Below are 12,947 nucleotides of genomic sequence, written 5' to 3'. Positions count from 1 at the left end.
AGTCTTTTTATTTGTCGTTCAATGCAGCTACACCAGGCAGCTCCTTACCTTCCATGAATTCAAGGCTGGCACCGCCGCCAGTAGAGATGTGATCCATTTTTTCAGCAAGGCCGAATTTCTCTACGGCTGCAGCAGAGTCTCCGCCGCCGATGATAGAGAATCCTTCACCTTCTGCCAGTGCTTCCCCAACTGCTTTTGTTCCGCCGGCAAATGCGTTCAATTCAAACACACCCATTGGGCCGTTCCAAATGATCAATTTGGAATCTTTCACGATTTGCTTATACGTTTCACGAGTTTTTGGTCCGATATCCAATGCTTCCCAGTCAGCTGGAATTTCTTCGATGCTCACTTCGCGCTTATTGGCATCTTCTGAGAAATCATCAGCAACTACAACATCCTCAGGCATTACCATATTAACGCCTTTGTCTTTTGCTTTTTGCATGAATTCTTTCGCCAAATCGATTTTATCTTCTTCAAGCAAGGATTTTCCAATCTCGTAGCCGCGTGCTTTAATGAATGTATAAGCCAAGCCGCCGCCGATGATCAGATTATCAACTTTATCAAGCAAGTTATCGATAACACCGATTTTATCTTTTACTTTTGCACCGCCAATGATGGCTGTGAATGGTCGTTCGGGATCGGATAGTGCCTTGCCCAGTACTTCCAGCTCACGCTCCAATAGCAAACCTGCTACTGCCGGAAGATGTTTTGCTACACCTTCTGTAGAGGCATGCGCACGGTGTGCTGCACCGAATGCATCGTTCACATACACATCAGCCATGCTGGCAAAAGCTTTTGCCAATTCAGGGTCATTCTTTTCTTCACCTGGCTCAAAGCGAACGTTCTCGATAAGAAGTACCTCACCATCAGCAAGCTCAGCTACTGCTTGGTTTACTTCTTCTCCATGCACTTGGTCGACTTTTGCAACTTCTTTGTCCAGCAAGTCGCTTAGACGCTGCGCCACAGGATCCAAGCGCAAGTCATCCTTCACTTCGCCTTTTGGACGGCCAAGGTGGCTTGCAAGAATTACTTTCGCACCTTGCTCTGTAAGATGCTTGATAGTCGGAAGGGCAGCCTTGATCCGTGTATCATCGGTTACTGTGCCATTTTCCATTGGTACGTTGAAATCCACACGGCAGAAAACCTTCTTGCCGGCTACATCGATATCGCGGATTGATTTCTTGTTCATATCTACGCCTCCTCGAATACTTGTTACCTATGTATCTGTTCCTTGCATGCATTAAAAACATCGGCAGATTCTGTTCCTTGTGATGACTCACTAACTATCGGCGTTGGGCTAGCACCAAAAACCGAAGCGGTTTCCTCCGCCTTTCGTTAGATCCAGCTCCGGAAACCAGAAAACTAACAGTATAAGCAGTAGCCCTTCAAGGGTAAAAACACCCTTTACGGTCTCTTGCTTATCCTTCTGTTTCTAAGCGGTTTCCTCCGCCTTTCGTTTTAATACATGTCAAAAGAACAGGCATAGGCCAAAAGGGAGGGAGGTGCACCTCCCTCCCTTTCTACCATTGCTTATCAGAAATTAGATGCCTTTGCTTTTCAAGAATACAGCCAAGTCTACGCAACGAGTGGAGTAACCCATTTCGTTATCGTACCAAGAAACAACTTTCACCATGTTATCTTCCAATACCATTGTGGAAAGTGCATCTACTGTAGAAGAGTTTCTGTTTCCGATATAGTCAGAAGAAACAAGTGGCTCTTCGCTGTAGCCAAGAACGTGGCTAAGTTCGCCTTCAGCAGCTTCTTTCAAAGCAGCATTTACTTGCTCAGCAGTAACGTTTTGATCGAATTCTGCAACCAAGTCAACGATGGAAGCATCAGCAACTGGTACGCGCATTGCCATACCATTCAATTTGCCTTTCAATTCAGGCAATACTAGAGATACAGCTTTTGCAGCACCTGTAGTTGTCGGGATGATGTTTTGAGCTGCAGCACGTGCACGACGGTAGTCTTTGTGCGGCAAGTCAAGGATTTGCTGGTCGTTTGTGTACGCGTGAACTGTTGTCACTAGACCGCGTTTGATTCCGAATGCATCATGAAGTACTTTTGCAACCGGCGCCAAGCAGTTAGTAGTACAAGAAGCGTTAGAAATCACAGTATGCTCGGATGGATCATAGCTGTTTTCGTTAACTCCCATTACGACAGTCAGGTCTTCACCTTTAGCTGGTGCAGAGATGATAACTTTTTTCGCTCCAGCTTCGATGTGTTTCTTCGCATCTTCACCATTTGTGAAAATACCAGTAGATTCAACTACTACTTCTACACCAAGATCTCCCCAGCCAAGGTTAGCAGGATCGCGCTCAGAAAGAACTTTGATCTCTCTGCCGTCAACAACTAGGTTAGAGCCGTTTACGGATACTTCTGCATCAAGGATACCGTGTACAGAATCATACTTTAACAAATGGGCAAGCATATTCGCATCAGTAAGGTCGTTGATTGCAACTACCTCTGCTTCGCTGTTAGTCAGCGCTTGACGGAATACGTTACGTCCAATACGTCCAAAACCGTTAATACCAATTTTTACTGTCATGAAAATTTCCTCCTTGTAATAACTGAATGATTAAAGGGTTTAATGACCCTTTATTAACTGGTTCGCTGCCGCCTCATCCGTCACCAGGAAATTGTTCCTTCCCAGTTTGAAGTATGAGGCGATTGCACGAGCTTTCGAGGCACCGCCTGCAATAGCTATTACATGTTCTGCTCTATCTAAGTCCTCCAGCTGTAATCCGACTGTGCGGACACGATGGACTACATTCCCCTCAGCGTCGAAGTAATAACCAAATGCCTCACTTACTGCAACACCGCTTTTTATCTTCTCGACAAGCGGCGCAGGCGTCCGTCTCCGCTCCGCCATTGTCATGGCGTCACCGATACCGTGAATGACTACATTCGAACGGTTGATGATGGACAGGACTTCCTTAACGGAAGGCTCTTCGATAATTGTCTGGTAAGATTCTTCCCCGATAGGATCAGGAACATACAGCAGCCTGTACTGACTCCTGGCCCGCTTCGCCATAGCAGCACAAATCGTGTTCGCTTCATTTTCCACCTGTTCACCAATACCGCCGCGCGCAGGTACGAACATGACATTTTCAGCTGTATGAATTGGCGGCATCGCTGCTGCCAGCGCGGCCATGGTGGTGCCTCCTGTCACTGCAACCGTATAATTCGGATGCAGCGTCTTTTCCAGAAGCTGGGCACACCTTTTTCCCATCTCTTGTTTTACCCAATCTTGGGTATCACTATTACCGGGGACCACAATACAATTATCTATTCCTAGTGTTTCCCGGACACGCTGTTCCAAAACACTTATTTCAGAGGCTTCGAGCATAAAAGCTTCCAATTGCTCGTGAACTTCCAGGCCGAACTCGGTAATCTGTACCCCTTTTGTCGTGATATAGATCAATCCTTGGTTCTGCAGGAAGTCAATTTCACCTCTGACGACTCGTTCTGCAAGATTCATGTTTTCAGCAAGTGTGCGACGTCCCAGCGGTCCCATTGTTTTGACAAACTGCAGGATTCCGTATCTTCGCTGCATAATTGCCAGCACATCCGGGAAAAGCTTTTTTTGTAGATCTATTATCGATCGCATAACATACCCCTTCTTCATAAAGCTTAGTGGGTCAAAAATGTCCCGGTATGTCATATATTGTCCCACTTGCTATAAAAAAAATTCCTCTTGCACGATTATCATAACAGTAAGGTTCTCTATATTCAACTTAAAACCACCGAAAAAAACAATTTATTTATATATTTTTTTAACTTAACATTTTCATAACAAAAAGGCACCGACTAAACGTCGATGCCTTTCTTCTATATATTATGTTAATGCAGTTTCCGGAACAGCTGCCTGTTCTTTCTTTTCCCAAGGACGGGAACGCCATCTACGATAAGCGAAGAAACCACGGAACCATTCATCAACACCCATTGCGATCCAGACCCCAAGCAGCCCAAGACCGAATGATACGCCAAGTGTGTAGCTGAGAAGAACCGCAATACCCCACATGCTGATGACTCCGATGATCGCTGGGAATTTTGCATCGCCAGCGGATTTGAGTGAGCTCATCAAGACGATATTCATCGCACGGCCTGGTTCAGTGAACGCAACCGCCCAAAGAATCGGGATACCTACTGCAAGAATGGCAGGGTCCTCGGTGAACATTTGCAGAATTGGAGCTCCAGTCAAAGCGAAGCCCATGGAAACGATGAAAGATGCTATCATAGCAATCTTCAATGTACGCAAGCCACGCTTCGATGCTCGATCATACTGCTTGCCGCCGATATAACGAGACACAAGCAGCTGCGTACCTTCTGCAATAGACAACGTGAACAAATAGCATAGCATGGAAATATTATTAATATACACACGCGCAGCCAGTGAAGCATCTCCGAAATTCGCTACAATCGCTGTGATGACAATCTGTGAATATTGGTAGGACAGGTTTTCTGCCGCCGAAGGTACACCGATCACCAATATATCCTTGATATCCTGCACGTTTAGCTTGATCAAATGTGTCCCAGTGAATCGGATTGCCAGATAACGATAAACAAAGTAGAACAAAACAACTACCGCAAAAATACGCGCAATCACGATTGTCCAGGATACACCGACAACGCCAGTGATAGGCATGCCGAACAATCCGAAGATAGCAATCATGTAGCCGAGTACACTCAAAATATTCATCAATACGGCAACAACCATGGAAACCTTTGTCCGGCCATTTGCCCGCAGGATTGCACTAAGTGTCAATGATAGAGATTCCAAGAATAATGATGCACCGCATATTTTTACAAATGTGGTCGCATAAGCAAGTGTTTCACCTTTTAAATCAAAGAAACTTAAAAATACAGAACCGAACAAAACGACAACAGCCGAAACGATCAAACCAAACCAAAAGTTCATACCGAACGCTGTCCGAGCAGTCTGCCGGGCATGCGCCAAATCTTCTGCACCGAGCTTCTGGCCGATGATGATCATAGAAGCAATAGACGTGACATTAAAAACCAAAATAAAAATGCTAATCAGCTGATTGGCTACGCCGACTCCGGCAGCAGCTAAATCTGAGTAATGACTCAGCATCAGTGTAGCAACAATACCCATTCCCATATGAAGTGCCAATTCAATAAACAGCGGCCAAGAGATACGAAACAACGTTTGCTCAGATGTAGAAGTTGGGTTACCCAACAGACATTCTCCTTTTCGTTAAAATCAAACTCACTCTATATTAATCCTTTTTTTGAGAATGTAAAGGGCTTTACCTAAAAAAGCCAAAAATATTTTTTCGACACCAAAACAACTGCCCAACTGTTTATTTTACTGCTGTTTAGTGAGTATTCTCACAATTTTACGGGAAGCGTTTTCAAAGAAAAATAACAAATTCTCTAACTACATCTTTGATTTATATTAAAAAGCCGCGCCCACTTTTGTCATTATATTTCAATGAAGTCCCAAACAACAAAAAACGCCTTCCTTATTTGGAAGGCGTTTTTAATGCTATATGTTTTTCCAGTTCCTGCTGCTTCAATTCGCGACGCAGGATTTTCCCGCTTATTTGTGTTTTCGGCAGCTCATCCATCACTTCGATTTCCCTTGGTGCAGCATGCGCAGCCAGGTTCTTACGGACGAACAATCGTAAAGATTCCAGCAGCTCAGGTGTCTCCTCATAGCCATCACGCAGTGTGATGAAAGCTTTGACGATTTCCCCGCGAACAGGATCCGGTTTCCCGATTCCCCCCGCCTCTGCAACTGCAGGATGCTCAATCAGCTTGCTTTCTACTTCAAATGGACCGATTCGCTCACCGGAACTATTGATCATATCATCATTCCGGCCTTGGAAGAAGATATAGCCTTCTTCATCTTTCAGCGCCAGATCCCCGGAAATATACCAGCCTGGATAAACGAAGTAACTCTCATATTTACCGCGGTCCCCCCAAATATCCTGCATTAGACCCGGCCATGGCGTCTTAACGGCAAGCTGGCCGATTGTATTAGCTGGCAGTTCATTTCCTTCTTCATCGAGGATGCCGACCTGGATACCCGGGAATGCACGCCCCATTGAGCCAGGTTTGATCGGCTCGGACGGCAAATTGACAATGATATGCCCGCCTGTTTCCGTCATCCACCACGTATCGTGAATACGAAGCTGTAAGTTGTCCCATGCCCATGTGATGACTTCCGGGTTGAGCGGCTCCCCTACGCTAAGGATATGACGCAAGCTGGATAAATCATAGTCTTTGTACAAATCGCCTTTTGCCTTGAGCAGACGGAAAGCGGTAGGTGCACTATAAAGTGTTGTAACTTTAAGTTCTTCAATGATCTTGTACCATGATTCTGCTTGGAAGCGTCCTCCTTGGATAACAATTGTTGCACGGTTCAGCCATGGTGCGAACAAACCGTAAACACTGCCAGTCACCCAGCCAGGATGGGACGTGCACCAATACACATCATCATCTTGAACATCAAGCACCCACTTGCCGGACACAGCATGGTGGATGAAAGAACGATGGGCATGCAAGACACCCTTTGGCTTACCAGTTGAGCCACTTGTATAGTGAATCAGAAGACCGTCTTCTCTGTCGACCCACTCCACATCTCCTGATACAGCAGCATCCGTCTCCGCTGCATCGATTTCCTCAATTAAAAGAATTTCCTGCAAGGAAGGGATATCCTCTGCCGGCACGCGGTTGATCAAGTCCTGATCGGTGATGAGCAGCGTACCTCCGCAATCATTGATTCGATCCCGCACAGCATCTTCCATGAATGCTTCGAACAAAGGACCTGCGATGGCGCCGATCCGGATTGTCGCCAGGATGGCAACATAGCATTCCGGATTCTTCGGCAGAAAGATAAAGACACGATCGCCCTTTTCCACACCATGTGAGCGAAGCACCTTCGCATAATGTTCGATTTTCTGCTGCAGCTGTTCAAATGTCAAACTGGATTGCAGCACGCCATCCTTCACATAATGCAGTGCTGTTTTTGCACCATATCCATCTTCCACATGGCGGTCGACAGCTTCATATGATGCATTGCATTTGCCATCTTTCCTGCCGAACAGTTCCTCCTCCAATGCTTTCCAGTCATGGTTTTCCAATGCCTCTCGATAGCTTGGCAGATTATGCTTTCTGTCCGATTTCGGTGACAAGGCTGTAGTCATATGTCTGTTCCTTCCCTTCCAGTAAATCTAGTATGTCTTCCTTCCATTTCCCTAGTGCCGCGCTCCCTCGGGAACGCGGTCTCGGTAAAGCTATTTTTAAATCTTTGGCCAAAGTCGATGGTCGTCCTTGCAGGAGCAAGACCCGATCACTCAAATATAAGGCTTCATCGATATCATGCGTAACGAGGATGATCGTTGTGCCGGTTGTTTCCCAGATCTTCAACAGGAGCTCTTGCAGCTGCATTTTCGTGAATGCATCCAAGGCACTGAACGGTTCATCCAGCAAAAGGATATCGGGCTCTGTCACAAGCGCACGAGCGATAGCCGCACGCTGTGCCATACCGCCGGAAAGCTCTCGCGGATAGAGCTTTTCTGCTTCTTTTAGACCGACAAGATCCAAATAACGCCGTGCCTTTGCTTCATTTCCCTTGCGGTCGCCCTTCAAGCCGAATGTGGCATTGGATAATACCGTCTTCCAAGGCAAGAGGCGTGGCTCCTGAAAGATAAAGCCGACACGCTGATCCGACGGGATGCTGATATTTCCTTCATAGTCCGAATCCAGACCAGCCAGCGCCCGCAGGACTGTACTCTTGCCGCATCCGCTTGTGCCGAGCAGACTTACGATCTCTCCCTTTCTGACAGAGAAATCCACTTGCTGCAGTACTTGTTTATCTCCGAAGCGTCTTCCGAGCGACTTCACTTGTAATGTCATGCTGATTTCCCCCTCATTATTTTGCTAAGGCTGTATCCTGCCAATGAAGCGATCGCTTCTGGATAAGCTTCAGCACCCAATCTGTCAATTTGCCGAGCAGTGCAAACAAGAATATGCTCGCGATGATCACATCAGGAGCGTATGTGTTCTGGCCTAAAATAAGCAGGTAGCCAAGTCCTCGGCTGGCACCCATGATCTCTGCTGCAACGACGAACATCCAGCCTAAACCAAGACCGCTGCGTAAACCGGTAAGGAAAGACGGCAGGGACGCCGGAAGGATAATTCTTCTTACTAGCGCCACCCCATCAAGGCCGTACATTCTGCCTACTTCAATCAGTTTTCGATCAACTCCGCGAATACCATCCACAATATTCAGATATACCGGGAAGAAGACGCCGACTGCGATCAATGTCACTTTTGATGTTTCGCCAATTCCCATCCAGAGGATGAACAGCGGAACCCATGCGAGCGACGGTATGCTGCGGAATGCTTGAATCAGCGGATCAAAAAAACGTTCTGCAAGTTCTGAATAGCCGACAAGCGTTCCCAAAAGAATAGCTGCGATCGTTCCGATGATGAAGCCGATGAACAGCCGGTAAACCGTAAGTAATACATGATCCTGCAGAGAGCCATCCTGCAAGTATGTAATGATGGTCGACAAAATGGCACTAGGCGCAGGCAGCTGATAGGCAGGAATGACTCCCGCCCTGCTCAGAATCTCCCAAGCTGCCAGCAATACAATCGGCAGCAGCGAACCGAGCAGTGCAGGATGTGTCCGAAATTTCTTCCACATAAATCATCATTCCTCTCCAAGTTCTTGTGCGTATTTCGGTTCGATATAAGCATCAACCGTTTCCGCTACATCTTTGTTGCCTTTCCATAAATTCGCTTTTTCCAGAACAGCACCTGACTGATTCAGAATCTCTTGCTGCGTATCGCCTGGGACAGATTCTGAGAAATCATTTCGTTCAAGCTGTTTTGCAGCAACTTCTTGGCTGATTCCTGCCTCTTTGGCAACAATTTCAGCTGTCTCTTCTGGATTCTCTGCAATCCATGCTCTTGCTTTGTCATAAAGTTTCAATACTTCTTTCACTTCTTCGGGGTGATTTTCAGCAAATTCTTCCCGAACATTCAGGAAATTATATGTGTTGAAATCTTCGTTGCGATAGAAAAGCTCTGCATCATTTTCTAATTCAAGCTTCGCCATATGCGGATCGAGTCCTGCCCACGCATCCACATCACCTGAGAGCAGAGCGCTAGCTCCGTCTGCATGCTGCAGATTGACGATTTCAACATCCTGTTCATCCAGACCCGCTTCCTGCAACGTACGCTGAAGGAAGATATATGGATCAGTTCCGACTGTTGCAGCGACTTTTTTCCCTTTCAAGTCTGCCGGCTCTTTAATATCACTATCCTTTGCCGCAACCAATGCAGTCCACTCAGGTTTTGATGCCAAGTAGATACCTTGGATCGGATTGCCATTTGCCTTGGCAAGCAAGGCGGCACTTCCAGCTGTAGATCCGAAATCTACGCTGTTACTGTTCAGAAATTCCAGTGCCTTATTACTCCCTTGACTGAGTGTCCACGTCACTTCGATGCCAGAATCCTTGAACGCTTCTTCTGCCCATCCTTTATTCTTTATCACCAGACTTGCTGGTGAGTAGTAAGCATAATCCAAGCGAACCTGTTTCAAATCACCTGATGCACTGCTTGAGTTTCCGCATGCTGCCAGGAAGACAATGACAACTAAACTAAGTAAAGCTAGCAAACTTCTTTTATCTATAAGGGGAATCCTATTCATCAACCGTTACTCCTTTATTGTCCAGCTCACACGCATACGTGCTGATCGTACCGCGCAGGCGCTGCGCTTCTTTATATGTGCAGCGATTGTGGACGACTTCCAACCCTGCTTCTCTGGCAATTGCTGCGGCTTCCGGTGAAACGACGCCTTCTTGGAGCCAGAATATTTCCGGACGAACTTCTGCAGCTTCCTTAGCCAGCTCTACGGCAGCTTCCGGACTGCGGAAAATCTGGGCGATATCGATTTTTTCAGGAACGCTTGTCAAATCCGGATAAGCTTTTTCACCCAATACGCTCGTTTCGGCCGGATTAACAGGGATGATTTTGTATCCGAGTCGCTGCATCTTGCGAGCCAAACGGTTGCTTGGACGCTGTTCCTTACTGCTCAAGCCTACTACTGCAATTGTTTTTTGACGGCCCGTCGCATCTGTTGCACTGCCTAGTGCTTCGCGTATGACAGCTTCATCATTGATTACGATTTTTCGTGATTCAGAACGGATTCCAGTTGCCTTCTCCAATGCACGATCCAAATCATGAATGAGGTCATCCACTGATTCGATACCAACAGACAAACGAACCAATTCCTCTTTTACGCCAGTAGCTGCAAGTCCTTCTGCATCCAGCTGAAGGTGTGTCGTTGAAGCAGGATGGATAATCAATGATTTGGCATCCCCGACGTTGGCAACGTGTGACCAAAGTGCAACATTGTTGATCAAAGCAGCACCTGCTTTTCTGCCGCCTTTAATACCGAAGTTGACAATCGAACCAGTACCGTTCGGAAGCACTCTCTTACCTATTTCATACGATGGATGGCTGCTGAGTCCTGGGTAGGCAACCCAATCAACTGCAGGATGCTGTTCCAGATAGTTGGCAAGCTTTTGTGCATTTTGGACATGCCGCTCGACACGCAAGTGTAATGTCTCCAAGCCTTGGATCAGCTGCCAAGCATTAAACGGGCTAAGCGCTGCGCCTAAATCGCGAAGCAATTGCACACGCAATTTCGTACTGAAAGCAAGAGTACCGAAATCAAATGCATAGCGGATGCCATTGTAGCTCGGATCAGGTTCTGTGAATGTCGGAAATTTTGGTGAATTCCAATCGAACCTGCCTCCATCTACGATCAATCCTCCTATCGAAGTACCATGACCGCCAATCCACTTTGTCGCACTATGGACGACAATGTCAGCACCAAGTGTGATCGGCTTGCTCAAAATCGGTGTAGCAAACGTGCTGTCAACGATTAAGGGAATGCCTGCTTCGTGTGCCACTGCAGCAACTGCTTCTACGTCCAGTACATGCAAACTAGGGTTTCCGATGATTTCAGCAAATACAGCCTTCGTTTTGTCCGTAATCGCTGCACGGAAAGCTTCAGGATCGGTTGGATCGACGAATTTCACGTTGATTCCGTAGCGTGGAAGTGTTGTTTGGAAAAGATTATACGTTCCGCCATACAAGTTTGTCGCTGCTACGATTTCGTCTCCAGCAGCTGCCAGATTGAGAATGCTATAGCTGATTGCTGCCATACCAGAAGCAACGCCGACTGCTGCAACGCCGTCTTCCAGCAATGCAATCCGTTTTTCCAATACATCTACAGTCGGATTACCAATACGGGAATAGATGTTACCAGGCTCATCCAATGCGAATAGGCGCTCTGCATGATCTGTATCATGGAAAAGGTAGGAAGTTGTTTGATAAAGCGGCACCGCTCTTGAACCTGTTGTCGGATCTGGTGCTTGCCCGCCGTGTAATGCCAATGTCTCTGCTTTATATACTTGATCTGTCATTTTGTCATTCCTCCAATTATATATAGATGAAAAAAGCAGCTTCTCGTAAGAAGCTGCTGCATAAGCATAAAACTTCTTATCTCTCAAACTCTCTGTTTGCTGGAAGTAGCACCTTCCAAGCATTGCTGCTTGCAGGTTGCCGGGCATCATCGGACCAGTCCCTCTGCCTCTCTTGATAAGCTATTATGAAATTTTTATAGGCTGCTGAAGCACCTTGCGGATATGATGTCCCCACTTCTCAAATTCGAGCAGGAAGCCATCGTGACCATAGATTGTCGTTACATCAATATGCCGGGCTCCCGGAACCGCCGCTGCAAATCTGCTAATCTCCTCCGGAGGGAACAGCAGATCCCTGGAGAAGCCGAATGTCAGTACAATCGCTTTTATACTTCCGGCAGCAGACTGCCAGCCTCCTCTTCCCCTGCCAATATCATGGCTGTTCATCGCCTCCAATAATGTCAGATAACAATTGGCGTCAAAGCGACTGACGAGCTTTTCTCCTTGGTAGTTCAAATACGATTCCACCTCGTATGCAGCATCATCCCTGCGGGAGGCAGCGCGGCGAAAGCGTTCATTGTATTGATGATCGGAACGGTAAGTAAGCATTCCTACCATCCTAGCAAGTCCGAGACCCGCGGCAGGTAGTTTGTCTGCTGTGTAATTACCATTGTTCCAATTCGGATCGGAAATGATAGCTGTCTTGGCCAAGTGATTATAGGCAATCGCATAATCACTTACATAAGGAGTAGCTGCCAGGGGAATGAGCACATCCATGAAATCTGGATACATGACGCCCCATTCCAGTACTTGCATTCCTCCCAGTGATCCCCCGATTACAGCTCTCAGATGGGAGATTCCCAGTTTCTGCAGCGCAAGGCGCTGAACCGAAACCATATCGCGGATCGTGATAGCAGGAAAAGCTGCTGCGTACCTTTTACCTGAATCTGGATTTATTGATAAAGCACTTGTTGTCCCATTGCAGCCGCCCAGTACATTGAAGGAAATTATCTGATACCTGTCGGTGTCTATGTACCCTTCTGACTGCAGCAATCCGCTCCACCAGCCTGGAACTGTGCCAGTGCCAGCCGCAAACTGATCTCCAGTAAGCGCATGGCAGACAAGGACCGTTTCTCCTGTTACAGGTCCGCTTTTTTCGTAAGCAACTTCCACCCGTGAAAGGATATTTCCTGATTCAAGCTCTATATCCCCGATAAGAAGTTTTCCTGTTTGGTAAGACTGTTGTGACTCCATGTTCCGTACACTTCCTCCCTCAAATAAAAAAACCACCCTGAGAGGACAGGGTGGCTATATGTACCGACATGTCTCTCTCATCTTTAAAGTACATACGCACTTTCAGGAATTAGCACCTTATAAGCATTGCTGCTTGCAGGTTGCCGGGCATCGTCGGGCCAGTCCCTCCGCCTCTCTTGATAAGAGCTTGCTATTTATTTGTTAAAAGGATTGTAGCATGGACCA

The 12,947-nt window shown here is 46.9% G+C and carries 10 protein-coding genes and 2 riboswitches; all 10 genes read right to left on the bottom strand.

What is annotated here, in order from left to right; genetic code table 11:
• Positions 1-7: 7 nt before the first annotated feature.
• Positions 8-1,189 carry a phosphoglycerate kinase gene (locus tag SFC25_RS12145; protein WP_411215535.1) on the bottom strand — a complete coding sequence of 394 codons (1,182 nt, stop codon included), beginning with the start codon at positions 1,187-1,189 and terminating at the stop codon, positions 8-10.
• A gap of 351 nt (positions 1,190-1,540) precedes the next feature.
• Entirely contained in the window at positions 1,541-2,548 is a 1,008-nt protein-coding gene (gene gap / locus SFC25_RS12140; protein WP_411215534.1) for a type I glyceraldehyde-3-phosphate dehydrogenase, read from the bottom strand.
• 39 nt (positions 2,549-2,587) lie between these two features.
• Positions 2,588-3,610: a sugar-binding transcriptional regulator gene (locus SFC25_RS12135; protein ID WP_411215533.1), complete on the bottom strand. Its 1,023-nt coding sequence runs from the start codon at positions 3,608-3,610 to the stop codon at positions 2,588-2,590.
• A gap of 228 nt (positions 3,611-3,838) precedes the next feature.
• Entirely contained in the window at positions 3,839-5,203 is a 1,365-nt protein-coding gene (locus SFC25_RS12130) for an MATE family efflux transporter (RefSeq protein ID WP_411215532.1), read from the bottom strand.
• A gap of 286 nt (positions 5,204-5,489) precedes the next feature.
• Positions 5,490-7,175: an acetate--CoA ligase gene (gene acsA, locus SFC25_RS12125; protein ID WP_411215531.1), complete on the bottom strand. Its 1,686-nt coding sequence runs from the start codon at positions 7,173-7,175 to the stop codon at positions 5,490-5,492.
• Entirely contained in the window at positions 7,135-7,887 is a 753-nt protein-coding gene (locus SFC25_RS12120; protein WP_411215530.1) for an ABC transporter ATP-binding protein, read from the bottom strand. Before SFC25_RS12120 ends, acsA begins: the two co-directional genes overlap by 41 nt.
• 16 nt (positions 7,888-7,903) lie before the next feature.
• Positions 7,904-8,680, bottom strand: coding sequence for an ABC transporter permease (locus tag SFC25_RS12115; RefSeq protein WP_411215529.1), 777 nt, complete (start codon positions 8,678-8,680; stop codon positions 7,904-7,906).
• A 6-nt stretch (positions 8,681-8,686) separates the two neighbouring features.
• On the bottom strand, positions 8,687-9,688 hold the full coding sequence (locus SFC25_RS12110; protein WP_411215528.1) for an aliphatic sulfonate ABC transporter substrate-binding protein: 1,002 nt from the start codon (positions 9,686-9,688) through the stop codon (positions 8,687-8,689).
• Entirely contained in the window at positions 9,681-11,471 is a 1,791-nt protein-coding gene (locus SFC25_RS12105) for a PLP-dependent aspartate aminotransferase family protein (RefSeq protein ID WP_411215527.1), read from the bottom strand. The genes SFC25_RS12110 and SFC25_RS12105 overlap by 8 nt, the downstream gene beginning before the upstream one ends.
• A gap of 73 nt (positions 11,472-11,544) precedes the next feature.
• A riboswitch (SAM riboswitch) is annotated at positions 11,545-11,653 on the bottom strand.
• Between the two features lies 1 nt (position 11,654).
• A complete protein-coding gene (metX, locus tag SFC25_RS12100; RefSeq protein ID WP_411215526.1) occupies positions 11,655-12,722 on the bottom strand; it encodes a homoserine O-acetyltransferase MetX in 1,068 nt (355 codons plus the stop codon).
• Between the two features lie 74 nt (positions 12,723-12,796).
• Positions 12,797-12,908, bottom strand: a riboswitch (SAM riboswitch).
• Between the last annotated feature and the right edge of the window lie 39 nt (positions 12,909-12,947).

The sequence above is a fragment of the Terribacillus saccharophilus genome (assembly GCF_046592595.1).
Lineage (GTDB): Bacteria > Bacillota > Bacilli > Bacillales > Amphibacillaceae > Terribacillus > Terribacillus saccharophilus_C.
This window is presented reverse-complemented; position numbering and strand designations above follow the sequence as displayed.